We start from the raw sequence: 22,091 nt of genomic DNA, 5'->3' as shown, positions 1-22,091 counted from the left end.
TGTGAAACGAGCGATCCTCCTGCTGCCGCTGGCGATCTTCCTGATCGTCGCGGTGTTTCTCTACCGGGGCCTGTTCCTCGATCCGTCGGAGTTGCCTTCGGCGCTGATCGGCAAGCCGTTCCCGGTTTTCTCGCTGCCCACCGTGGCCGGCGATGCCACCCTGACCGAGGCCAGCCTCAAGGGCAAGCCGGCGCTGGTCAACGTCTGGGCGACCTGGTGCGTGTCCTGCCGCGTCGAGCATCCGGTGCTGAACGAGCTGGCGAAGCGGGGCGTGGTCATCCATGGCGTCAACTACAAGGACGTCAATGCCGATGCGCAGAAGTGGCTGGCCGAGTTCCACAACCCCTACCAACTGAACATCGACGATGCCAAGGGCACCCTGGGCCTCGACCTGGGTGTCTACGGCGCGCCGGAAACCTTCCTGATCGACAAGGACGGCATCATCCGCCATAAATTCGTCGGTGTGATCGACGAGCGCGCCTGGCGCGAGCAGCTGGCGCCGCTCTATCAGGAACTGGTGGACGAGGCGGCCCAATGACCCGGCGTCTGCTCGCTGCCCTGTGCCTGGGCCTGGCCCTGAGCGGTGCCGCTCATGCGGCCATCGACACCTACGAGTTCGGCAGCGAGGCCGAGCGCGAGCGCTTCCGTGTCCTGACCGAAGAGCTGCGTTGCCCGAAGTGCCAGAACCAGAACATCGCCGACTCCAACGCGCCCATCGCCACCGACCTGCGCCGCGAGATTCATCGCATGCTGGAAGAGGGCAAGAGCGACGACGAGATCGTCGACTACCTGGTGGACCGCTACGGCGACTTCGTGCGCTACAAACCGCCGGTGAACGCTCGCACCTTCTTCCTCTGGTTCGGTCCGGCGCTGCTGCTGGTCGGCGGGCTGGGCATCCTCGGGGTGATCGTGGCGCGTCGGCGCAAGGTGGAGAACGCGCCGCGCGAGGCGTTGCTCTCCGCCGAAGAAAACGCGCGCCTTGCCGCGCTCCTGGAACGTGAATCGCAGGACAAGAAAGACCAATGACTGATTTCTGGCTTGCCGCCGGCCTGCTGCTGCTGGTCGCCCTGGGCTTTCTCCTGCTGCCGGTGGTTCGCGGCCGGCGTGCCCAGGCCGAGGAAGATCGCACCGCCCTCAACGTTGCGCTGTATCAGGAACGCCTGGACGAACTGGAGGTCCAGTTCGCTTCCGGTACCCTGAGTGCCGAGCAGAAGGAAGCCGGCCGCGCCGAAGCCGCCCGCGAGCTGCTGGCCGACACCGAAGGCGCCGAACCCGCCGGCCGTGCCCGTCTGGGCAAGGCCGTGCCGCTGGTCGCCGCGCTGCTGGTGCCGCTGCTGGGCTATGGGCTGTACCTGCACTGGGGTGCCAGCGACAAGCTGGAGCTGGCCCGCGAATTCGCCCAGCAGCCGAAGACCATCGAGGAAATGACCGCGCGCCTGGAGCAGGCGGTGAAGGCCCAGCCGGATTCCGCCGAGGGCTGGTTCTTCCTCGGCCGGACCTACATGGCGCAGAACCGTCCCGCCGAGGCCGCCCAGGCCTTCGAGCGCGCTGTGAACCTCGCCGGGCGCCAGCCCGAACTGCTCGGCCAGTGGGCCCAGGCCCTGTACTTTGCCGGCGACAAGCAGTGGACCGAGCAGATGCAGGCGCTCACCGACGAAGCGCTGAAAGGCGATCCGGAAGAGCTGACCAGCCTCGGCCTGCTGGGCATCGCCGCCTTCGAGGGTGGCCGCTTCAAGGAGGCCATCGGCTACTGGGAGCGTCTGGTTGCCTCGCTGCCGCCGGAAGACCCGTCGCGCGCCGCGATCCAGAGCGGCATCGCCCGTGCCCGCCAGCAGATGGGCGAGGCGGACGGCGACGCCGAGGCGGAAGCTCCCGCGCCGTCTGCCGTGGCGGGTGTCGAACTCAAGGTGAAAGTCGATCTGGACCCGGCGCTCAAGGCCAAGGTGCAGCCGGACGACAGCGTGTTCGTCTTCGCTCGCGCCGTGTCCGGTCCGCCGATGCCCCTGGCGGTCAAGCGCCTGACCGTGGCCGAGCTGCCCGCCGAGGTCGCCCTGGGCGATGCAGACGCCATGATGCCGCAGCTCAAGCTTTCCAACTTTCCCGAGGTGCAACTGGTGGCGCGGGTTTCCCGGGCCGGCAACGCCACGGCGGGCGAGTGGATCGGTCGCAGCGAGGCGGTGAAGACGACGGAGGCCGGGCCGCAGGCGGTGGTCATCGACCGGCCGGATCAGCGTTGATCGGCTAGATTACAAGGGCATCCAGCCGAAAAACCGAGGCGAAGATGAGCGTATCCAACCCGTCACCCTCCGCTACGCGCCCTCTGGGGCGCCGCGTGCGGTTGCTCGGCGTGCTCGGGCCGATCCTGTTGAGCAGCGCCTGTGCCGTCCATGTCGGCCCCCGCCAGCCGCCGCAACCCCAGCCGCCGGTACAGCAACCTCCTGTGCAGCAGGCCCCCATCGTACGTCCGCCACCGGTCCAGGCGCCGCCGCCGTCGAGTGCGCCGAAGCCGCAGATCAGCAAGACCCACCCACGCTACGCGCCGCCGCCGCACGTCGCTTCTCATTGGGACAACCGCCTGGGGGTCTACGTGGTGGAGGGGCGCGATCTTTACTACCGCGAGCGTCTGTTTTATCGCAAGGAACGGGGCAACTGGGTCTGCTCCGGCCGCCCCGATGGCCCCTGGGAACCGATCGACATCCCCAACGTCCCGCCGGGCCTGCGCAATCGTTGAAGTCGCCTCGCGGGGCTGTTCGCGAATGAGTTCGCCCCTACGCGCCGTGGCCCGGATAAGCCCTGGCGCAATCCGGGGATGGCGGTTCCAGGTAGGCCTGGGGTCAGCTTTCGTAGGAGCGAGCTCTGCTCGCGAATCGCCCGCGCAGAAGCTTCGCCAGCGGAGCCGGCTCCTACGAAAAGCAGGCCTACCGGCCTTAGGCGAATAAATTCGCCCCTACACGGCTTATCCGGGCTGCGGTCCTCTCACCCCTCCCGCCTGTAGGTGAGCAAAACGATACCGAGAACCACCACGGCGCCGCCCACCAGTTGGATGGGGCTGAGCATCTGTCCCAGTACCAGCCAGCCGAGCAGCAGGGTGGCGACCGGTTCGATGTTCATCACCGGGGCGTTCTTCGGCATGTTCAGCCGCGGCACGCTGACGAACAGCACGGAGAATCCCACGCCGTACAGCAGCGCCAGGGTGGCCAGGGCCAGCCAGCCGGAGGTGTGCGCGGGTGCTTGCAGGCCGCCCGGTAGCGCGCCGCTGGCGCCGGCCAATGAAGTGACGCTGAACACCACCAACATGCTCAGCAGGCTGCGCAGCGAGCCGCGCACCGCAGCCAGCTTGTGGTCGGTGATCCACAGCGCCGCGGCGAAGACGCTGGCGGCGCAGAAGGCCAGGCCCACGCCGAGCCACCAGTGCGGTCCGGCCGCCTCGCTGGAGGCCAGGCGGGAGGGGACGTCCAAGGCGAGGAACAGGCCGACCAAGATCAGCCCCATCAGGCTGGCGGTGCGTCGTGTCGGCGCCGGGCCGCCGAGCAGCCAGGTGAGCAGCGCCAGCAGGATCGGGAAGACGTTGGCCACCAGCAGCGCCAGCGCCACTGGGATGCGCGCCACCGCCGAGTACAGGCACAGGCTCTGCACGGCGATCAGCAGGCCGAGCAGTAGTTGCCAGCGTCCGCTGCCGGCGGGCAGGCGAAAGCCCTGGCGCTGCCAGAGGACGATGGCGAACAGGGCCAGGGTGGTGGCCCCGGAGCGGCAGAGGATGGCCAACAGCACACCAGTGCCGTCGTCGAAGGCGACGCGGGCTGCGACGTGGTTGCCGGCGAAGGCGCAGGCCAGGCTGGCGAGGATCAGAACGGCAAGGGGACGGGGGAACGGCGACATCGTGTCCTTCGCTTAGAAGCCGATGACCGCGCGAGGCGGGCATCGGCTTCGAAAAAAGGCGCTCATGCGCCGGTACGGCAGGTTACAACAGGACGCTGGGCAGCCAGAGGGAGATCGCCGGGATGTAGGTGACCGCCATCAGCACCAGGAACAGCGCCACGTAGAACGGCAGCAGGGCTTTCACCGTGGTCTCGATGCTGACCTTGCCGATCGCCGCGCCGACGAACAGCACCGCGCCCACCGGCGGGGTGATCAGGCCGATGCCCAGGTTGACCAGCATGATCATGCCGAAGTGCACCGGGTCGATGCCCAGGCCGGTGATCACCGGCAGCAGGATCGGCGTGAGGATCAGGATCAGCGGTGCCATGTCCATCAAGGTGCCCAGGGCCAGCAGCATGAAGTTGATGCACATGAGGATCACGTAGCGGTTGTCCGACAGGGTCAGGAACAGCGTGGTGATCTTCGACGGGATCTGCATCAGCGTCATGATGTAGCCGAAGCTGCCGGCGAAGGCGATGAGGATCATCACGATCGACAGGGTACGCACGGTGCGGTGCATCAGCTTGGGCAGCTCGCGCCACTTGTAGTCGCGGTAGATGAACATGGTGACGAAGAAGGCCCAGACCACCGCGACGGAGGCGGATTCGGTGGCGGTGAACACGCCGGACAGGATGCCGCCGAGGATGATCACCATGGTCATCAGGCCCCAGAGCGCTTCGACGCAAATCTTCAGCGCCTGGCGCAGCGGGATGACTTCGCCCTTGGGGTAGCTGCGCTTTTTCGCGAAGAACAGGCACATGCCCATCATCACCGCGCTGAGCAGCAGGCCCGGGCCGATGCCGGCGATGAACAGCGAGGCGATGGACACGGTGCCGCCGGCCGCCAGGGAATAGAGCACCGAGTTGTGGCTGGGCGGGGTGAGCAGCGCCTGCACCGAGCCGCTGACCGTGACTGCGGTAGAGAACTCGCGCGGATAGCCCTTCTTTTCCATTTCCGGGATCAGTACCGAGCCGACCGAGGCGGTATCCGCCAGGGAGGAACCGGAGATCGCGCCGAAGAAGGTCGAGGCCATGATGTTGACCAGCGACAGGCCGCCGCGCACGAAGCCCACCAAGACCCCGGCGAAGGCCACCAGCCGGCGCGACATGCCACCTTCGGCCATGATGGCGCCGGCCAGGACGAAGAACGGGATGGCCAGCAGGGAGAATTTGTTGACCCCGCCGGCGACCTGGATCATCACCGCGTGCAGGGGAATGTCGATCCACCAGGCGCCGATCAGCGCCGACAGGCCCAGGGCATAGGCGACGGGCATGCGCAGGAGGATCAGGAGGATGAAGCTGCCCAGGAGAATGAAGGCATCCATGGACTACAGGGCCTCTTGGCTGTCGTCGACCTGCTCGTAATTGACCGCGCGCCGATGGCTCTGGTCGCCGAGGAAAAGTCTTTCGAGGATGAAGATCAGGGTAAGGAAACCGCCGACGGGGATGGGCGCATAGGTGATGCCGACCCGCAGGCTGGGCAGGGCACTGACGAACTGGTTCCAGGTGGCGATGCACAGCTTCACGCCCCAGATGGTCATGAACAGGGCGATGGCGGCCATCAGCAATTGCACCAGCAGCTCGTTGTAGCGCTGCAGGGCGGGTGGCAGACGGTCGCTCAGCACGGCGACCGCCATGTGCGCACCGGCGCGATAGCTGGCGGCGGCGCCGACGAAGGTGAACAGCACCATCAGCAGGATCGCCACCGGCTCGGGCCAACTGGCGCCGGAACCGAGCATGTAGCGGGTGAAGATGCCCCAGGGGATGATCAGCGACATGGCCAGTACCGCCAGCCCGGCGACCCAGATGCAGGTCGTGTAGAGGGCGTCGTTGAAGCGCAGCAGGGTGTTTTTCATGGACGTTCACCGAACCGCGACGCCGGGGTGGCCGGCGGCGCGGTGTTCTTCAGGAGGAGACGGTCACTGGACCGCTTCGATGCGCTTGATCAGCTCGGCGAACGGTGCGCCGTACTTCTCGCGAACCGGGGCGGTGGCGTCGTAGAACGGCTTCTTGTCGACCTCGATGAACTCGACACCGGCCGCCTTGAGCTTCGCTTCGCTGCTGGCGGACTTCTCGTCCCACAGCTTGCGCTCCTCCATCTGGGCTTCCTTGGCGTACTTCTTCACCAGCTCCTGCTGCTCGGGGGTGAGCTTTTCCCAGGTGGTCTTGGAGATCACCAGCGGCTCCGGGAGGATCAGGTGACCGGTCAGGGAGTAATACTTGGCGTTCTGGTAGTGGTTGTGTTCGAGCATGGTCGGCGGGTTGTTCTCGGCACCGTCGATCACGCCAGTCTGCAGCGCGCTGAAGATCTCCCCGGTGTTCATCGGCACGCCGTTGGCGCCCATGGCGTTGAGAGTGTCGACGAACAGCGGGTTGCCCATCACGCGAATCTTCATGCCCTTGAGGTCTTCGATCTTGCGCACCGGCTTCTTGGTGTAGAGGTTGCGCACACCGCCGTCCATCCAGGCCAGGGCGACCATGTTGAATTCGGAGTTGGTGATCTTGTCGAGGATTTCCTGGCCGATCTCGCCGTCGATCACTTTGCGCATGTGCTGGTTGTCGCGAAAGATGAACGGCATGTTGAAGGCGTTGACGTCCGGTACCACCGGGCCGATGGTGCCGAGGCTGACGCGGGTCATCTGCACGGCGCCGATCTGCACCTGCTCGACCACCTCCTTCTCGGAGCCGAGCACGCCGCCGGCGAACATCTGGAACTTGAGTTCGCCGTTGGTGGCTTCCTCGATCTTCTTCGCCATGTGCTCCTGGGCGACCACCGTGGGATAACCGGCCGGGTGGATCTCGGCCATCTTCAGGGTCATGGCGGCTTGGGCCAGGCCGGGCAGGCAGAAGACCAGGGGGAGGGCGGCGGCGAGCAGGGTGCGTTTGCAGTTCATGGGATATCTCCAGTCTCTTGTTGTTGTTGGAATACCGGTGTTGCAGGTCGTTGGCGTTCAGGCGCCGAAGGCGGGCTCCTCCAGGCCTTTCACTCCGGGCCTCAGGGCGAACACCCCGCCAGCCAGGGGCTGGTCGGAGAGGTCGGTGCCCTGTGGGCGGATCGAGGTGACGAACAGGGTGTCCAGGCCAGGGCCGCCGAAGGCGCACATGGCCGGTTTCTTCACCGGGACGGCGAGGGAGCGGTCGAGCCGTCCAGTTGGGGTGAAACGATGGATCAGGCCGGCATCGTTGCCGCAGATCCAGTAGCAGCCGCTTTCATCCACGGCGGCGCCGTCGGGGCGGCCGGGGTGCTGGTTCATGTCGACGAACAGGCGGCGGTTGTGCGCGGTGCCGCTGTCGGTGTCGTAATCGAAGGCCCAGATGTGCTGCACGCTCGGGTGCGAGTCGGACAGGTACATCGTCCGGCCGTCCGGGCTGAAGGCCAGGCCGTTGGGCACGATGAAACCCTCCAGTTGCAATTCCAGGCGGTCCTCGGCATAGCGGTAGAGCCTGCCGACGCGATGCCCGGCGCCCATGTCGGTGTGCATGGTGCCGGCCCAGAAGCGTCCTTGCCGGTCGCAGCGGCCATCGTTGAAACGCATTGACGGGACGGCATGCTCCACGGCGGCCAGCAATTGCGGTGCGAGGCTGCCGTCCGCCTGCGGTTGCAGGTGGAACAGGCCGCTCTCCATACCGGCGAGCCAGCCGCTGCGGCTGCGGGCGATGCAGGCGAGCATCTCCGGCGCCTGCCAGCTCTGCGCCAGTTCGTCGCGTGCGCCCCAGCGGTAGAGACGGCCGGCGGGGATATCGACCCAGTAGAGGGCCTGCTCGGCGACGCTCCAGACCGGGCTTTCGCCGGTGCCGTTGCGGGCGTCGAGGACGAGTTCAGCGTGCATGGCGCCGTTTCCTTGTGCCGGGATCAATCTTCGAACGGACCGGCTGCGACGAAAGCGCCGCCCTGGTAGACCGCCACCGGGTCGTCGGCGGCGGGGGCGGGCTGGGCCTCGACCTTGTCGCGGAAGACTTCCGAGCTGTCCTGTGGCACGAAGCCCAGGTGCGCGGCCAGGTGGTTGTTCCACCAGACGTCGCGATTGGCGGACATGCCATAGACGATGGTGTGGCCTACGTTCGGGGTGAACAGGGAACGGCCGATCAGTTCGGTGAGGTCGCGGTAGCTCAGCCAGGTCGACATCATCCGGCGGTTCTGTGGCTCCGGGAACGACGAGCCGATGCGGATGCTCACGGTCTCGATGCCGTAGCGGTCGTAGTAGAAGCTGGCGGTGTCTTCGCCGAACGACTTCGACAGGCCGTAATAGCCGTCCGGGCGGCGGCGGGCGTTGGCGTCGAGGGTCTCGCTCTGCTTGTAGAAGCCAATCACGTGGTTGGAGCTGGCGAAAACCACGCGCTTGATGCCGTGGCGGCGGGCGGCTTCGTAGATGTGGAAGACGCCACGGATGTTGGCGTCGAGGACTTCTTCGAAGGGCCGTTCGACCGAGATGCCGCCGAAGTGGACGATGGCATCGACGCCTTCGCAGAGGGTATTCACCGCGGCCTTGTCGGCGAGATCGCAGGGCACCACTTCTTCATGGGTGCCGGCCGCAGGGGCCATGGGGGAGATATCGGAGAGACGCAGGACCTTGGCATAGGGGCGCAGGGTTTCCCGCAGGACTTTGCCCAGACCTCCCGCAGCGCCTGTGAGCAGGACGCGATCGAAAGCCTGGGCTGGAGTGCTGGTGTTCATGGGCTTGTTCGCCTTTGTTTTTAGAATTGTCATCTGTTGTCGTATGACATGGGTCGAATTATCGACACGCCTCAGGGCCTTTGTCAACGCGACGAATGTCGAAGGCGGGGCCGCTTCGCTCATTGGAGCGGTGTGCGTGGAGCCGGTGTCCGCGCGCATGGCTGTGCCGCTTGGCTTGCGTGCCTGTGATCCCCGAAAAAGAAGGCATGAAGCGGAGCAGGGCGACGGATGAACCGGGAAAGTCTCGTCGACGGCTTTACTTTTAGTTGTACGATGACATATAACTTTCTCAGGCTTTCGTGGCCGCTCCCTTTTTCGTCCCATCTGCAAGGTCTTCGCACAATGAATCCACAAGAACTGAAGTCCATCCTCTCGACCGGCCTGCTGTCGTTCCCGGTGACCGATTTCGATGCGGCGGGTGAATTCAACGCCGCCAGCTATGCGCGCCGCCTGGAATGGCTCGCTCCCTACGGCGCCTCGGCGCTGTTCGCCGCCGGCGGTACCGGCGAGTTCTTCTCCCTGGCACCGGACGAGTACTCCTCGGTAATCAAGACCGCAGTGGACACCTGTGCCGGCAGCGTACCGATCCTTGCCGGCGTCGGCGGCCCGACCCGCCTGGCCATCCAGTACGCCCAGGAGGCCGAGCGCCTCGGCGCCAAAGGCCTGCTGCTGCTACCGCACTACCTGACCGAAGCCAGCCAGGAGGGCGTCGCCGCCCACGTCGAGCAGGTCTGCAAGTCGGTGAAGATCGGTGTGGTGGTCTACAACCGCAACGTCTGCCGCCTGACCCCGGCGCTGCTGGAGCGCCTGGCCGAGCGCTGCCCAAACCTGGTCGGCTACAAGGATGGCCTCGGCGACATCGAGCTGATGGTGTCCATCCGCCGTCGCCTGGGAGACCGCTTCAGCTACCTCGGCGGCCTGCCGACTGCGGAGGTCTATGCCGCCGCCTACAAGGCGCTGGGCGTGCCGGTGTATTCCTCGGCGGTGTTCAACTTCATTCCGAAGACCGCGATGGCGTTCTACAACGCGATTGCCGCCGACGACCACGCCACCGTCGGCAAGCTGATCGACGAGTTCTTCCTGCCGTACCTGGAAATCCGCAACCGCCGCGCCGGCTACGCGGTCAGCATCGTCAAGGCCGGTGCGCGCATCGTCGGCCATGACGCCGGCCCGGTCCGCGCACCGCTCACCGACCTTTTGCCGGAAGAGTACGAAAAGCTCGCCGCACTGGTCGAAGCCCAGGGCGCGCAATAACCGAACAGGAGGTTTCCCGTGGCAACGCAACGCTTCGACAACTACATCGGCGGGGAGTGGGTGGCAGGCGCCAGCTACTCCACCAACATCAATCCTTCGGACCTGTCCGACAGCCTCGGCGAGTACGCCCAGGCCGACGCGGCCCAGGTGTCCGCTGCTATCGCCGCGGCCCGCGAGGCCTTTCCGGCCTGGTCGACCTCCGGCATCCAGGCGCGTGCCGACGCGCTGGACAAAGTGGGCAGCGAAATCCTCGGCCGCCGCGAGGAACTGGGCCAATTGCTGGCCCGGGAAGAGGGCAAGACCCTGCCGGAGTCCATCGGCGAAGTGGCCCGCGCCGGCAACATCTTCAAGTTCTTCGCCGGCGAGTGCCTGCGCCAGTCCGGTGAACTGCTGGCTTCGGTGCGTCCGGGCATCGCCGTCGAAGTGACCCGCGAGCCCCTGGGCGTGATCGGCCTGATCACGCCATGGAATTTCCCCATCGCCATCCCGGCCTGGAAGATCGCCCCGGCCCTGGCCTACGGCAATTGCGTGGTGATCAAGCCGGCCGACCTGGTGCCGGGCTGCGCCTGGGCGTTGGCCGAGATCATCTCCCGCGCCGGTTTCCCCGCCGGGGTGTTCAACCTGGTGATGGGTAGCGGCCGGGTGGTGGGCGAGGCGTTGGTCAACGACAAGCGCGTCGATGGCATCAGCTTCACCGGCTCGGTGGGCGTCGGTCGCGGCATCGCCGCCGCCTGCGTGGCCCGCGGTGCCAAGGTGCAGTTGGAGATGGGCGGCAAGAACCCGCAGGTCATCCTCGACGACGCCGATCTCAAGACCGCCGTCGAGCTGTCGGTGCAGAGCGCGTTCTTCTCCACCGGCCAGCGTTGCACGGCGTCCAGTCGCTTGATCGTCACCGCCGGTATCTACGACCGCTTCGTCGCCGCCATGGCCGAGCGCGTCGGCCAGCTCAAGGTGGGCCACGCGCTGAAGGCTGGCATCGACATCGGCCCGGTGGTGTCCCAGGCGCAACTGGAACAGGACCTGCGCTACATCGACATCGGCCGCGATGAAGGCGCGCGGTTGGTGACCGGTGGCCAGCGGGTGAGCTGCGAGACCGAGGGCTACTTCCTGGCGCCGACCCTGTTCGCCGACAGCGACGCCGCCATGCGCATCAGCCGCGAGGAAATCTTCGGACCGGTGGCCAACATCGTCCGTGTGGCGAACTACGAGGAGGCGCTGGCCATGGCCAACGACACCGAGTTCGGTCTGTCCGCCGGCATCGCCACTACCTCGCTGAAGTACGCCCAGCATTTCAAGCGGCACGCCCAGGCGGGGATGGTGATGGTCAACCTGCCCACCGCAGGGGTGGACTACCACGTGCCGTTCGGCGGGCGGAAGGGCTCGTCCTACGGGCCGCGCGAGCAGGGCCGCTATGCCCAGGAGTTCTACACCACGGTGAAGACCAGCTACATCGCGTCCTGACGCATCCCGCCGGTACGCCGGCGGCGAAACCCGATACAGGAAGGCCGATCGGCTCGCCCCGGCCTTCTCCCGACAAGAAAGGAGCCGGAACATGATCACCCCGAACCAGGCGTCCAGCGACACGCCGGTCATCCAGCAACTGCGGGTCGTCCCGGTGGCCGGGCAGGACAGCATGCTGCTCAACCTCAGCGGCGCCCACGGCCCGTACTTCACCCGCAACATCCTCGTGCTCACTGACAGTGCCGGGCGCACCGGCGTCGGCGAAGTGCCCGGTGGCGAAGGCATTCGCAAGACCCTGGAAGATGCCCGCGACCTGATCGTCGGCCAACCGGTGGGCGACTTCAACGCCATCCTCAACTGCGTGCGGCGGGCCTTCGCCGACCGCGATGCCAGCGGGCGCGGGTTGCAGACCTTCGACCTGCGCATCGCCATCCATGCCGTCACCGCCGTGGAAGCGGCGTTGCTCGACCTGCTCGGCCAGCACCTCGGCGTGCCGGTGGCGGCACTGCTCGGCGAAGGCCAACAGCGCGACACGGTGGAAATGCTCGGCTACCTGTTCTACGTCGGCGACCGCAACAAGACTGACCTCGGCTACCGCAGCGAGGCGGACGCCGACGACGCCTGGTTCCGTGTGCGCAACGAAGAAGCGCTGACCCCCGAGGCGATAGTCCGTCTCGCCGAAGCGGCCCATGCCCGCTACGGCTTCAATGACTTCAAGCTCAAGGGCGGCGTATTGCGCGGTGCCGAGGAAGTCGAGGCGATCCGTGCCCTGGCCGAACGCTTCCCGCAGGCACGCATCACCCTCGACCCCAACGGTGCCTGGTCGCTGCAGGAAGCCATCGAACTGTGCCGCGACCTGCACGGCGTGCTGGCCTACGCCGAGGACCCCTGCGGTGCCGAGAACGGCTATTCCGGCCGCGAGGTGATGGCTGAATTCCGCCGCGCCACCGGCCTGCCCACCGCCACCAACATGATCGCCACCGACTGGCGGCAGATGGGCCATGCCATCCAGTTGCAATCGGTGGACATTCCCTTGGCCGATCCGCATTTCTGGACCATGGCCGGCTCGGTGCGGGTGGCGCAGATGTGCCACGATTGGGGCCTGACCTGGGGCTCGCATTCGAACAACCACTTCGACATTTCCCTGGCCATGTTCACCCACGTGGCGGCGGCCGCGCCGGGCAAGATCACCGCCATCGACACCCACTGGATCTGGCAGGATGGCCAGCACCTGACCCGCGAGCCGCTGCGGATCGTAGGCGGCAGGGTGGAGGTACCGAAGAAGCCGGGCCTCGGCGTCGAGCTGGACTGGGACGCCCTGTGGCTGGCCCACGAGCTGTACCAGCAGAAGGGCCTGGGTGCGCGCGACGATGCCATCGCCATGCAGTACCTGATCAAGGACTGGCGCTTCGACAACAAGCGGCCGTGCATGGTGCGCTGATGCGAGTGCTCCCCTCGCCCGTTTACGGGAGAGGGGCCGGGGGAGAGGGGCTCTTCGCGTCGCTCTTCCCCGGAACCAACAGAACAACAACCGGGCCGGAACCCGGAGAACCGAAGGTGACATCGTGCAACTGATCCAACACCAGGATTCCCTGCGCTACATCCGCCTGCACGCGGAAGACAACGTCGCCGTGGTGGTCAACGACGGTGGCGTGGCGGCCGGCGCGCAGTTCGCCGACGGCCTGGTCACCGTCGAAGCCGTGCCGCAGAGCCACAAGGTGGCGCTGACGGATATCGGCGAGGGCCAGGCGATACGCCGCTACGGGCAAGTCATCGGCTATGCCCTGCAGCCCATTGCCCGTGGCAGTTGGGTACGCGAGACCCAACTGCGCATGCCCAGTGCGCCGCCGCTGGACAGCCTGCCGCGCTGCGACGCCGTGCCGGCACCGCTGGCGCCCTTGGAGGGCTACAGCTTCGAGGGCTACCGCAACGCCGACGGCACGGTCGGCACGCGCAACATCCTCGGCATCACCACCACCGTGCAATGTGTCACCGGCGTGCTCGAACATGCGGTGAAGCGCATCCGCGCGGAGTTGCTGCCGAAGTATCCGAACGTCGACGACGTGGTGGCGCTGACCCACAGCTACGGCTGTGGCGTGGCGATCAACGCCCGCGACGCCTACATCCCGATCCGTACCGTACGCAACCTGGCGCGCAACCCCAACCTGGGCGGCGAGGCGCTGGTGATCGGGCTCGGCTGCGAAAAGCTGCAGGCCGAGCAGGTGATGCACGCCGACGATCCCTCGGTGGATCTGCGTGAGCCCTGGCTGTACCGCTTGCAGGATGCCAGCACCGGCTTCGGCGAAATGATCGAGCAGATCATGGCCCTGGCCGAGGACCGCCTGCGCAAGCTCGACCAGCGCCGCCGGGTGACCTGCCCGGCGTCGGACCTGGTGCTCGGCATGCAGTGCGGCGGCAGCGACGCCTTTTCCGGCATCACCGCCAACCCGGCCCTGGGTTTTGCTGCCGACCTTCTGGTACGCGCCGGCGCCACCGTGATGTTCTCGGAGAACACCGAGGTGCGCGACGCCATCTACATGCTCACCTCCCGCGCCGAGACGCCGGAAGTCGCCGACGCGCTGATCCGCGAGATGGACTGGTACGACCGCTACCTGCAGCGCGGCGAGGCCGACCGCAGCGCCAATACCACGCCCGGCAACAAGAAGGGCGGCCTGTCCAATATCGTCGAGAAGGCGCTGGGCTCCATCGTCAAATCCGGCAGCAGCGCCATCAACGGCGTGATCGGTCCGGGCGAGCGCTTCACCCGCAAGGGCCTGCTCTTCTGCGCCACGCCGGCCAGCGATTTCGTCTGCGGCACCCTGCAACTGGCGGCGGGCATGAACCTGCACGTGTTCACCACCGGACGCGGCACGCCCTACGGCCTGGCCATGGCGCCGGTGGTCAAGGTCTCGACCCGTACCGAACTGGCCGAGCGCTGGCCGGACCTGATCGACATCGACGCCGGCCGCGTCGCCACCGGCCGCGCGACCCTCGAAGAACTGGGTTGGGAGCTATTCCACTACTACCTGGACGTGGCCAGCGGAAGAAAGCAGACCTGGGCCGAGCGCCACCGGCTGCACAATGACATCGTCCTGTTCAACCCGGCGCCGATTACCTGAGCCCTGGCGTAAGGAGCAGTTTCATGAGCATCCCCTGCATCCTCCAGGTCGGTCCGCTCACCGAGCGCTTCAACCGCGGGCTGGCCGAGGACTACGAGGTCCATGCGCTTTGGGAGCACGATGCCGAGGCGCTGCTCGCCGAGCAGGGCGAGCGGATCGACATCGTGGTCACCTCGTCGCGCTTCGGTTGCAGCGCCGGGCTGATCCAGCGACTGCCCCGGCTGCGGGCCATCTGCAGCTTCGGTGTCGGCTACGACGCCATCGACGTGGAAGCGGCGCGGGCCCGGGGGATTCCGGTGAGCAACACCCCGGACGTGCTCAACGACTGTGTGGCCGACCTGGCGTTCGGTCTGGTCCTCGATACGGCGCGGCAGATGTCCCGCGCCGACCGCTTCGTCCGTGAAGGGGCCTGGCCGGAGCAGGCCTTCCCGCTGGCGCGCAAGGTCAGCGGCAAGCGCCTGGGTATCGTCGGCCTGGGGCGGATCGGCCAGGCCGTGGCGCGCCGCTCCAGTGGCTTCGACATGGCGGTGCGCTACCACAACCGCCGCCCCGTGGCGGGCTGTCCCTACGGCTACGAACCCAGTCTGCTGGCGCTGGCGCATTGGGCGGATTTCCTCGTGCTGACCTGCGTCGGTGGCGCCGACACCCGTCACCTGATCGGGCGCGACGTGCTGGAGGCGCTGGGGCCGGAAGGCATCCTGGTCAACGTCGCCCGTGGCTCGGTGGTGGATGAAGCGGCCTTGGTCGAAGCCCTGCGCGACGGTCGCCTCGGCGGCGCCGGGCTGGACGTCTTCGCCCACGAACCGCACGTCCCGGCTGCCCTGCGCGAGATGCCCCAGGTGGTCCTGCTGCCGCACATCGGCAGCGCCACCCAGGAAACCCGCCTGGCCATGGAACGCCTGCTGCTGGACAACCTCAGCGCCTTCCTCGAGCGCGGGGAAATGCTGACGCCGGTGTGAGCCCGCCGGCCGGGCCGTTCATCAACGCCGGGCGCTGGCCAGGGCGATGCCGAAGCCGATGAAAGTCGCGCCGCCGATGCGGTTGATCAACCGACCGCCGCGCGGAGAGGCGAGCCAGCCGCGGGCGCCGTGGGCGAACAGCGCGTACAGGCAGTGAATGGCCACCACCAGCGCGCTGTAGGTGCAGACCAGGGTGGTGAACTGGGTGGCGTAATCCTGCTGCGGATCGATGAACTGCGGGAACACCGAGAGGAAGAAAAAGATCGCCTTGGGGTTGGTCAGTTGCAGCGACAGCCCTTCGAGGAAGCGCCGGGCGAAGCCGGTCCGGCGGCTCGGCTGCGCCTCGAAGCTGAACGCCGGCGCGCGCCACAGGCGGAGGCCGAGGTAGATCAGGTACGCCGCGCCGAGGAGCTTGAGCAGGGTGAAGGCCATTGCCGAGGTGGCCAGGATCAGGCCAACGCTGGTGGCGGAGAGCGCGGCGACCAGCAGGGCGCCGAAGGCAATGCCGAGAATGCCGCCGAGGGTATTGGCAAACCCGTGGCGCAGGCTGTTGGTCAGCGTCATCAGCACGCCGGGCCCGGGGCTCAGCACCGTGGCGGCGGCCACCAGCAGGAACAGCGGGTAGAGTTTCATGGCGATGGGCTCCTTCCGGGGTGGCTTCCTGTTGGGCAACCCGACCGACGCTACCGATTCGTCGTTTTGCTGTCCAGGGGGCTTGGGAGGGTGGCAGCCCGGCGTAGCGAAGTGATCCTGACGCTTGTCATTTCCAAGACTTGTGGGGGAGGTGCGGCCAACGCGGACGCCCCGTCAGGAGGCCGAGCGGAATCGTCGTGTAGGGGGACGAGCGGCATGGATGCCGCGAGAGGTGCGATTGGCCAGGGATGGCCCTTCGTGCGGGGCCGCCGAGGTCGGCCCCCGGAACGGCGATGGAGGGAGGGGAGTCTCGCGAAGCGAGACCCGGATGCCGGGGCAAGCCCTCTTGGTTACCTTCTGGGGCGACTGCCAGAAGTAACTCGCCGGGGGGCGAAACAAGAAGTGTCTGCTGAACTCAGTAATCGGTTTGGCTCAGGACTTTCCAGCAACACCAACCAACGCAAACTCACCCCAGCCCCTGTCGATTCCCCTCATTGCCAAACGACTAAATCGTGCATCCTGCGAATATTCGTCCAGACTGTTTGCCGGAGCGCAGGACCGTCAGCCAATCCGCACGGGAGGGAACCATGTTCAAGACCATCGCTATCGTTTTCGGCGTGCTGATCGCCGCGCTGCTGGCCTACGCCGCGAGCCGGCCGGACAGCTTCCGCATCGAGCGGACCGCGCGCATCGAGGCGCCGGCTTCGGAAGTGTTTCCGCTGATCGTCGATCTGCACAAGTGGCGCGAGTGGTCGCCCTATGAAAAGAAAGACCCGGCGATGAGGCGCCATTTCCGTGGGCCCGCCAGTGGCGAAGGGGCGATCTACGAGTGGGAAGGCGACGAGAACGTCGGCGTCGGGCGGATGGAGATCGTGGAGGCGGCCGAACCGTCGCGGGTGCGCATCCGTCTGGACTTCTTCCGGCCGTTCGAAGCCCATAACACTGCCGACTTCGTGCTGCAGGAGCAGGGCGGCGCGACCCAGGTCACCTGGGCCATGTATGGCCCGAGCCCGTTCATGGCGAAGTTGATGCAGGTGTTCTTCAGCATGGACGGCATGGTCGGGCCGGATTTCGAGGCGGGGCTGGCGAACCTCAAGGCCATGGCCGAGCGCTGAGCGGCGCCGTCAGTCGCTCGCCGCGCTGGCCAGGATGCGCGCCACTTGGCGGGGCTGGCAGTTCAGGTAGACCGAGGACTGCAGCCATTTCTGGTCGGGGTAGTAGGAAAAGATGTACTGCCCGCCCTTGAGGCTGTCGATCACCATCTTCGCCACCTCCGGACGCACCGCCGGGCAGCCCTGGCTGCGGCCGATGCGGCCCTGGCGGGCGATCCAGGCCGGATTCACGTAGTCCGCCGGGTGGATGACGATGGCCCTCTCGCGGGCACGGTCGTTTACACCGGGCTCCAGGCCATCCATGCGCAGCGAGTAGCCGTGCTTGCCAATGTAGCTCTCGCTCGTGCGGAACAGGCCGAGGCTGGACTGGTGACTGCCGGTGTCGTTGGAAAAGCGGGTGGCGAAGTTGTCCCCCGACTTCTGCCCGTGGGCCACCAGGTCGCGCAGCAGCAGCGTCTGGCTGGCCAGGTCGAAGATCCACAGGCGGCGCTCGGTGGAGGGCAGGGAGAAATCGATGATCGCCAGGCGCTGGGCCGGACGGGCGCCGTTGTTGATGGCGCATTCCATGGCCGCGACGGCGTGCTGGAGAATCTTGCGATTGAGGGTCGGAGCCGTCAGGGCGAGGCTGTCCACCAAGGGGAAGGTGGGGACCGGTTCGGCGCTCTGGGCCTGGGCGGAAAACACCGCAATGCTGATTGCGGTCAACGAGAGCCGCCGAAGAGTGGTCATCATGAAGAAGGTCTCTGTGATGCTGGCCTTCGCTTCCTGCCGCCTGCTTGTGGTTCGAAATCCAGCAACCTCTGCGCCGGAGATGTTGTCACCTTGTAGAAGGCATCTTTTTCGAAGCCCGTATCACCGGCCGCTCTAGAGTGCGAAATGTGACGTGATTCAAAAAAGATGCGGGATTCTATCAGGGCCTCGCCTGGAGCTGAAGTTGTTCAAGAAATATACATTCCTGCTGGTCGGGCTGATGGCCCTTGTACAACCGATCCGAGCCGAAACGGCGGACGAGCCGACGGAAGGCATTCGTCAGCAACTGATCGATACCCGTTTGAGTTGCCTGGCCCCGGCCATTCCGCTGGATGCCGCCAGCCTCGATGCCCTGCGAGCCTTTTACCAGCAGCGAGACTTCCAGCCCGCCTGGGACGACGAGCACCTGGAGGCGTTGACCGAGCAACTGGCACGCCTGGCCGACGACGGACTGGACCCGGAGCGCTACTTCGTCACGGCCCTGCGTCAGTTGCGCGCCATCGAAACGCACTCGCCGCGCTTCATCGCCTGTCGCGATGCACTGGCCACGCAGGCTTACTGGCAGGCACTCCATCACCTGCGTTTCGGCCAGCTCGACCCGGCCACGGTGGAACCCATCTGGCATGCGGAAGGGACTGCGCCGGTGGTCGACCAGACGGCACTGCTGGCCGATGCCGAGGCCGGGCTCGACGACCTGCCCGCCGCCTTCGAACGGGCGCGGCCCGACTTCAAGCCCTACCGTGAGTTGCGCCGACTGTATGCGGCGCGGCGTGGCCAGCCGCTGCCCGTGTGGTTGCCGATTCCCAGCGGCCCGCTGCTCAAGCCGGGGGCGGTGGACGCCCGCGTGCCGATGCTGGAGCAGCGCCTGGTGAGCGAGGGCTACCTGCCGAGGCTGCTGTTGAACACGGAAGCTGGAGAGCATCGGGAAGGCGAGCACCTTTACAGCGAGGAACGGGTGATGGCGGTGAAGACCTTCCAGCGCTATCACCTGCTGAAAGAAGACGGCATCGTCGGGCCGCAGACCATGGCGGCGCTGAACCGCTCGCCGGCGGAGCGCATGGAGCAGATTCGCGTCAACCTCGAGCGCTTGCGCTGGCTCTACCGGGAGATCAGCCCGACGGGCGTGGTGGTGGACATCGCCGGGGCGGAGGTGGTGTTCTACCGCGACGGCGAGCCGGTGTGGCGGGCCCGTACCCAGGTGGGACGCCCGACACGGGCGACGCCGGTGCTGAGGTCCGTGATCACTCATCTCACCCTGAACCCGACCTGGACCGTCCCGCCCACCATCCTGCGTGTGGACAAGCTGCCGGAAATCCGCCGCAACCCGGATTACCTCGCGGAGAACCGCATGCGGGTGTTCGACCGTGAGGGCAACGAGTTGGACCCGCGCAGCGTGGATTGGTACAACCCCGGTGCCATCCGCCTGCGCCAGGACGCCGGGTCGCACAATGCGCTGGGCCAGGTGGCGATCCGCTTTCCCAACCCGTTCTCCGTGTACCTGCATGACACCCCGAGCCAGCGGTTGTTCGACAACCTGCCGCGTACCTTCAGTTCCGGCTGTGTCCGAGTGGAGAACGTGTCGCAGCTCATCGATCAGCTATTGGCCGACGCCAGCCCGCAGGATCGCGAACGTATCCAGCGCCAGTGGGAGAGCGGCCGCACCCTGCGGGCCGATCTGCCACATCCGGTGCCGGTACTGCTGGCCTACTGGACAGTGCAGGTCGGCGAGCATGGTGAGCTGCTGTTCCGCCCCGACATGTACGGCCACGACGCGCGTATCCTGGCGGCCTTGAACGCGCCCCGGCCGGGCATCGCCTCGGCCGCTCCGGCGCCGGCCGGAGAATCATGACGCCACCCTGAGCTTTGCCGCACATCGGCCGATACGCCTTTCGACATGAAAGCGCCGCGCCGGGCGGGTAGAGTAGCCTCGGCACTACGGTGCGACCCTGGAAGTCTGCAGGCGGGGAAATGGCGGTGATTGAGGCGGTACTGTTCGATTGCGATGGCACGTTGGTGGACAGCGAAAAGCTGGCCGCTTCGCTGCTGGTGGAACTGCTCGGCGGCTTCGGTATCGCGCTGGGGCTGAGCGAGGTGCTGCGTCTGGTGCGTGGCGTGAAGTTCGAGGCGTTTCTCGCCGGGCTGTGCGGGCGTTATCCGCAACTCGATGCGGAATCCGTGCGCCACGATTATCGCGAGCGCAGCCTGCCGCTGTTCCGCCAGCACCTCGAGCCGATGCCGGGGGCGCTGGAGTTCGTCCACAGCCTGGCGCTGAAGAAAGCCGTCGCCTCCAACGGCCCACGGGCGAAGATCGAAACCTGCCTCACCTCGGTCGGCCTGCTCGAATCCTTCGAGGGGCATATCGTGAGTGCCTACGAAGTGGGCTCATGGAAGCCCGAACCCGGCCTGATCCTGCACGCCGCCGAGCGGCTGGGCGTGAAACCGGAACGCTGCCTGTTGATCGACGACAGCCTGCAGGGCATCGAGGCGGGGCTTGCCGCGGGCGTCCGGGTACTCGGCTTCGATCCCGGCGGCCTGCTCGACCCCGCGAGCTGTCCGGTACCCATCATCGGCCACATGATGGCCGCCCAGGCCTATCTCGAAGCCTGACTCCACATCCCGGACGGAGCGCTGCCCCGGAGCGGACTCCGGGGCAGCGAGGGGAGGGGTTACTGGAAGGACTTGAGGACGGTGAGCAGGCTGGTCAGGTTGTCGGCGACACCCAACTGGCCGATCTTCTCCGTCGCACTTGCATCGGCGGCGGTATCGACGCTGTAGATCTGCATCACGCCCATGGTGGTGGAGGCCTGGGACAGCGTGTTCTGCTGTTGCTGGGCCGAGACGGCGTTTTCGAAGAGGATGCCGGTGGAGTGGGCCATGGTCTGGTAGACCGAGCCCATCGCCATGGCCGGCGCTTCGCCGATGACTTTCACGTTGGATTGGGTCACGGCATCGGTGATCTGGTTGTTCACAGGCATAGGAATGCTCCGTTAATCGAGATGGCTGTTCCGGGGAACTGTGTTGGGGGACCTCTCGCCCTTACTGGAAGGACTTGAGGACGGTGAGCAGGCTGGTCAGGTTGTCGGCGACGCCCAACTGGCCGATCTTCTCCGTCGCTCCCGCATCGGCGGCGGTGTCGACGCTGTAGATCTGCATCACGCCCATGGTGGTGGAAGCCTGGGACAGCGTGTTCTGCTGCTGCTGCGCGGAAACGGCGTTCTGGAACAGGATACCGGTGGAATGGGCCATGGTCTGGTAGATCGAGCCCATGGCCATGGCCGGCGCTTCGGCGACCACTTTCACGTTGGACTGGGTGACTGCGTCGGTGATCATTTCATTCACGTTTGCCATGTTTGTTTCTCCCTGTGGATGAACACACGACTCGGGTCGTGCTGTCATGAGGAACGCATGACGGTCCTTGTTGTGAAAAAACGTGGGTATGTGTCGTCGTTGCTCAATGAGCGTGAGCTTAGTTCCGGTTTGCTAGGCTTCCTTCGTATTCCGCCAGACGGCGGTCGAGCCCCTCACAGTGAGGACACCATGGACGCGTTCATGCAGGCGGCAATCGAAGAGGCGCAGCAAGGGCTGGCCGAAGGAGGCATTCCCATCGGCTCGGTGATCGTCCACAAGGGACGGATCATCGGACGCGGCCACAACCGGCGGGTGCAGCAGGGCAGTGCGATCCGGCATGGCGAGATGGATGCCTTCGAAAACGCCGGACGCCAGCCGGCCCGGGTGTACCGGGAGTCGGTGCTCTACACCACCCTGTCGCCCTGTGCGATGTGCAGCGGGGCGATCCTGCTGTATGGCATTCCCAAGGTGATCGTCGGCGAAAACCGCACCTTTCTCGGCGAAGAGGCACTGTTGCGTTCGCGCGGGGTGGCGGTCGAAGTGTTGCAGGACGAAACCTGCATCCGTCTGATGCAGGACTTCATCGCCAACCGGCCGGAGTTGTGGAACGAGGATATCGGCGAATAGCTGCGGAGGCCTGCACCACGCCGATCACGTAGGCGAATTTATTCGCCGCCGTGGTTTCGCTGGGCGAATGAATTCGCCCCTACACGTCTGTGTCGGCGCACAAGGGTGCGTTTGTCTGTCTAGGGCAGTGTGCTAGATGGTTCTGAACCAAACCGATTATTGAGTTCAGCAGCCCCTTCTTGTTTCGCCCCCCGGCGAGTTACTTCTGGCAGTCACTCCGTAATCCTTCAGACAAC

General features: G+C 66.2%; 23 protein-coding genes. 13 read left to right on the top strand and 10 right to left on the bottom strand.

Annotated elements, in window-relative coordinates; all coding sequences use genetic code 11:
* Position 1 precedes the first annotated feature (1 nt).
* The 4 genes from PIN01S_RS13345 to PIN01S_RS13330 are packed head-to-tail and all read left to right on the top strand — an operon-like array spanning position 2 to position 2,731.
* Positions 2-538, top strand: coding sequence for a DsbE family thiol:disulfide interchange protein (locus PIN01S_RS13345; protein ID WP_084336167.1), 537 nt, complete (start codon positions 2-4; stop codon positions 536-538).
* Positions 535-1,026: a cytochrome c-type biogenesis protein gene (locus PIN01S_RS13340; protein WP_084336166.1), complete on the top strand. Its 492-nt coding sequence runs from the start codon at positions 535-537 to the stop codon at positions 1,024-1,026. The genes PIN01S_RS13345 and PIN01S_RS13340 overlap by 4 nt, the downstream gene beginning before the upstream one ends.
* On the top strand, positions 1,023-2,237 hold the full coding sequence (gene ccmI / locus PIN01S_RS13335) for a c-type cytochrome biogenesis protein CcmI (RefSeq protein ID WP_084336165.1): 1,215 nt from the start codon (positions 1,023-1,025) through the stop codon (positions 2,235-2,237). The genes PIN01S_RS13340 and ccmI overlap by 4 nt, the downstream gene beginning before the upstream one ends.
* Before the next feature lie 44 nt (positions 2,238-2,281).
* Positions 2,282-2,731, top strand: a complete 450-nt coding sequence (locus PIN01S_RS13330; protein ID WP_084336164.1) for a hypothetical protein — start codon at positions 2,282-2,284, stop codon at positions 2,729-2,731.
* A gap of 245 nt (positions 2,732-2,976) precedes the next feature.
* Here PIN01S_RS13330 and PIN01S_RS13325 read toward each other — a convergent pair whose 3' ends face one another.
* The 6 genes from PIN01S_RS13325 to PIN01S_RS13300 all read right to left on the bottom strand — a co-directional run bounded on the left by PIN01S_RS13325 (position 2,977) and on the right by PIN01S_RS13300 (position 8,592).
* Positions 2,977-3,879: an EamA family transporter gene (locus PIN01S_RS13325; RefSeq protein ID WP_084336163.1), complete on the bottom strand. Its 903-nt coding sequence runs from the start codon at positions 3,877-3,879 to the stop codon at positions 2,977-2,979.
* Positions 3,880-3,961: 82 nt separating this feature from the next.
* Positions 3,962-5,242: a TRAP transporter large permease gene (locus tag PIN01S_RS13320; protein WP_084336162.1), complete on the bottom strand. Its 1,281-nt coding sequence runs from the start codon at positions 5,240-5,242 to the stop codon at positions 3,962-3,964.
* Positions 5,243-5,245: 3 nt separating this feature from the next.
* Positions 5,246-5,773, bottom strand: a complete 528-nt coding sequence (locus PIN01S_RS13315) for a TRAP transporter small permease (protein WP_084336161.1) — start codon at positions 5,771-5,773, stop codon at positions 5,246-5,248.
* 63 nt (positions 5,774-5,836) lie between these two features.
* Positions 5,837-6,811: a TRAP transporter substrate-binding protein gene (locus tag PIN01S_RS13310; protein WP_084336160.1), complete on the bottom strand. Its 975-nt coding sequence runs from the start codon at positions 6,809-6,811 to the stop codon at positions 5,837-5,839.
* A gap of 57 nt (positions 6,812-6,868) precedes the next feature.
* Positions 6,869-7,747 carry a glucurono-1,5-lactonase gene (locus PIN01S_RS13305; RefSeq protein WP_084336159.1) on the bottom strand — a complete coding sequence of 293 codons (879 nt, stop codon included), beginning with the start codon at positions 7,745-7,747 and terminating at the stop codon, positions 6,869-6,871.
* A 23-nt stretch (positions 7,748-7,770) separates the two neighbouring features.
* The gene (locus tag PIN01S_RS13300; protein ID WP_084336158.1) at positions 7,771-8,592 is read right to left on the bottom strand and encodes an NAD-dependent epimerase/dehydratase family protein; all 822 of its coding nucleotides are present in this window, start codon (positions 8,590-8,592) and stop codon (positions 7,771-7,773) included.
* Between the two features lie 342 nt (positions 8,593-8,934).
* Here PIN01S_RS13300 and kdgD point away from each other — a divergent pair, with 342 nt between their 5' ends.
* The 5 genes from kdgD to PIN01S_RS13275 all read left to right on the top strand — a co-directional run bounded on the left by kdgD (position 8,935) and on the right by PIN01S_RS13275 (position 15,385).
* The gene (kdgD, locus tag PIN01S_RS13295; protein WP_084336157.1) at positions 8,935-9,846 is read left to right on the top strand and encodes a 5-dehydro-4-deoxyglucarate dehydratase; all 912 of its coding nucleotides are present in this window, start codon (positions 8,935-8,937) and stop codon (positions 9,844-9,846) included.
* An 18-nt stretch (positions 9,847-9,864) separates the two neighbouring features.
* Positions 9,865-11,307, top strand: a complete 1,443-nt coding sequence (locus PIN01S_RS13290) for an aldehyde dehydrogenase family protein (protein WP_084336156.1) — start codon at positions 9,865-9,867, stop codon at positions 11,305-11,307.
* 91 nt (positions 11,308-11,398) lie between these two features.
* Positions 11,399-12,748: a glucarate dehydratase gene (gene gudD / locus PIN01S_RS13285; RefSeq protein WP_084336155.1), complete on the top strand. Its 1,350-nt coding sequence runs from the start codon at positions 11,399-11,401 to the stop codon at positions 12,746-12,748.
* A gap of 124 nt (positions 12,749-12,872) precedes the next feature.
* On the top strand, positions 12,873-14,426 hold the full coding sequence (gene garD, locus PIN01S_RS13280) for a galactarate dehydratase (RefSeq protein WP_084336154.1): 1,554 nt from the start codon (positions 12,873-12,875) through the stop codon (positions 14,424-14,426).
* Positions 14,427-14,449: 23 nt separating this feature from the next.
* Positions 14,450-15,385, top strand: a complete 936-nt coding sequence (locus PIN01S_RS13275; RefSeq protein ID WP_084336153.1) for a 2-hydroxyacid dehydrogenase — start codon at positions 14,450-14,452, stop codon at positions 15,383-15,385.
* A gap of 21 nt (positions 15,386-15,406) precedes the next feature.
* Here PIN01S_RS13275 and PIN01S_RS13270 read toward each other — a convergent pair whose 3' ends face one another.
* Positions 15,407-16,018 carry a LysE family translocator gene (locus PIN01S_RS13270; protein WP_084336152.1) on the bottom strand — a complete coding sequence of 204 codons (612 nt, stop codon included), beginning with the start codon at positions 16,016-16,018 and terminating at the stop codon, positions 15,407-15,409.
* Between the two features lie 587 nt (positions 16,019-16,605).
* On the opposite strand from PIN01S_RS13270, the gene PIN01S_RS13265 reads away from it, so the two are divergent.
* Entirely contained in the window at positions 16,606-17,133 is a 528-nt protein-coding gene (locus tag PIN01S_RS13265) for an SRPBCC family protein (RefSeq protein WP_084336151.1), read from the top strand.
* 9 nt (positions 17,134-17,142) lie between these two features.
* Here the strand turns inward: PIN01S_RS13265 and PIN01S_RS13260 are convergent, their stop codons facing one another.
* Positions 17,143-17,862: a murein L,D-transpeptidase catalytic domain family protein gene (locus PIN01S_RS13260; RefSeq protein ID WP_084336150.1), complete on the bottom strand. Its 720-nt coding sequence runs from the start codon at positions 17,860-17,862 to the stop codon at positions 17,143-17,145.
* Positions 17,863-18,064: 202 nt separating this feature from the next.
* Here PIN01S_RS13260 and PIN01S_RS13255 point away from each other — a divergent pair, with 202 nt between their 5' ends.
* Together PIN01S_RS13255 and PIN01S_RS13250 are read left to right on the top strand one after the other, a co-directional pair.
* On the top strand, positions 18,065-19,729 hold the full coding sequence (locus PIN01S_RS13255; protein WP_244505981.1) for a L,D-transpeptidase family protein: 1,665 nt from the start codon (positions 18,065-18,067) through the stop codon (positions 19,727-19,729).
* A 119-nt stretch (positions 19,730-19,848) separates the two neighbouring features.
* Positions 19,849-20,487, top strand: coding sequence for an HAD-IA family hydrolase (locus tag PIN01S_RS13250; RefSeq protein ID WP_084336149.1), 639 nt, complete (start codon positions 19,849-19,851; stop codon positions 20,485-20,487).
* A gap of 59 nt (positions 20,488-20,546) precedes the next feature.
* Here the strand turns inward: PIN01S_RS13250 and PIN01S_RS13245 are convergent, their stop codons facing one another.
* Together PIN01S_RS13245 and PIN01S_RS13240 are read right to left on the bottom strand one after the other, a co-directional pair.
* Entirely contained in the window at positions 20,547-20,855 is a 309-nt protein-coding gene (locus tag PIN01S_RS13245; protein ID WP_084336148.1) for a RebB family R body protein, read from the bottom strand.
* Between the two features lie 61 nt (positions 20,856-20,916).
* Entirely contained in the window at positions 20,917-21,228 is a 312-nt protein-coding gene (locus PIN01S_RS13240) for a RebB family R body protein (protein WP_084336147.1), read from the bottom strand.
* 189 nt (positions 21,229-21,417) lie between these two features.
* Here PIN01S_RS13240 and PIN01S_RS13235 point away from each other — a divergent pair, with 189 nt between their 5' ends.
* A complete protein-coding gene (locus PIN01S_RS13235) occupies positions 21,418-21,855 on the top strand; it encodes a nucleoside deaminase (RefSeq protein WP_084336146.1) in 438 nt (145 codons plus the stop codon).
* The last annotated feature ends 236 nt before the right edge of the window (positions 21,856-22,091 follow it).

It is taken from the genome of Pseudomonas indica NBRC 103045 (assembly GCF_002091635.1).
GTDB lineage: Bacteria > Pseudomonadota > Gammaproteobacteria > Pseudomonadales > Pseudomonadaceae > Pseudomonas_M > Pseudomonas_M indica.
The sequence above is the reverse complement of the archived record's forward strand: the minus strand, read 5'-3'. Positions and strand labels throughout refer to the sequence as shown.

Bases quoted from the DNA above. Each gene is read 5' to 3' on its own strand.
- PIN01S_RS13340 (WP_084336166.1), top strand. From the start codon at position 535: ATGACCCGGCGTCTGCTCGCTGCCCTGTGCCTGGGCCTGGCCCTGAGC.
- ccmI (WP_084336165.1), top strand. From the start codon at position 1,023: ATGACTGATTTCTGGCTTGCCGCCGGCCTGCTGCTGCTGGTCGCCCTG.
- PIN01S_RS13330 (WP_084336164.1), top strand. From the start codon at position 2,282: ATGAGCGTATCCAACCCGTCACCCTCCGCTACGCGCCCTCTGGGGCGC.
- PIN01S_RS13325 (WP_084336163.1), bottom strand. From the start codon at position 3,879: ATGTCGCCGTTCCCCCGTCCCCTTGCCGTTCTGATCCTCGCCAGCCTG.
- PIN01S_RS13320 (WP_084336162.1), bottom strand. From the start codon at position 5,242: ATGGATGCCTTCATTCTCCTGGGCAGCTTCATCCTCCTGATCCTCCTG.
- PIN01S_RS13315 (WP_084336161.1), bottom strand. From the start codon at position 5,773: ATGAAAAACACCCTGCTGCGCTTCAACGACGCCCTCTACACGACCTGC.
- PIN01S_RS13310 (WP_084336160.1), bottom strand. From the start codon at position 6,811: ATGAACTGCAAACGCACCCTGCTCGCCGCCGCCCTCCCCCTGGTCTTC.
- PIN01S_RS13305 (WP_084336159.1), bottom strand. From the start codon at position 7,747: ATGCACGCTGAACTCGTCCTCGACGCCCGCAACGGCACCGGCGAAAGC.
- PIN01S_RS13300 (WP_084336158.1), bottom strand. From the start codon at position 8,592: ATGAACACCAGCACTCCAGCCCAGGCTTTCGATCGCGTCCTGCTCACA.
- kdgD (WP_084336157.1), top strand. From the start codon at position 8,935: ATGAATCCACAAGAACTGAAGTCCATCCTCTCGACCGGCCTGCTGTCG.
- gudD (WP_084336155.1), top strand. From the start codon at position 11,399: ATGATCACCCCGAACCAGGCGTCCAGCGACACGCCGGTCATCCAGCAA.
- PIN01S_RS13275 (WP_084336153.1), top strand. From the start codon at position 14,450: ATGAGCATCCCCTGCATCCTCCAGGTCGGTCCGCTCACCGAGCGCTTC.
- PIN01S_RS13270 (WP_084336152.1), bottom strand. From the start codon at position 16,018: ATGAAACTCTACCCGCTGTTCCTGCTGGTGGCCGCCGCCACGGTGCTG.
- PIN01S_RS13265 (WP_084336151.1), top strand. From the start codon at position 16,606: ATGTTCAAGACCATCGCTATCGTTTTCGGCGTGCTGATCGCCGCGCTG.
- PIN01S_RS13260 (WP_084336150.1), bottom strand. From the start codon at position 17,862: ATGATGACCACTCTTCGGCGGCTCTCGTTGACCGCAATCAGCATTGCG.
- PIN01S_RS13250 (WP_084336149.1), top strand. From the start codon at position 19,849: ATGGCGGTGATTGAGGCGGTACTGTTCGATTGCGATGGCACGTTGGTG.
- PIN01S_RS13245 (WP_084336148.1), bottom strand. From the start codon at position 20,855: ATGCCTGTGAACAACCAGATCACCGATGCCGTGACCCAATCCAACGTG.
- PIN01S_RS13240 (WP_084336147.1), bottom strand. From the start codon at position 21,228: ATGGCAAACGTGAATGAAATGATCACCGACGCAGTCACCCAGTCCAAC.
- PIN01S_RS13235 (WP_084336146.1), top strand. From the start codon at position 21,418: ATGGACGCGTTCATGCAGGCGGCAATCGAAGAGGCGCAGCAAGGGCTG.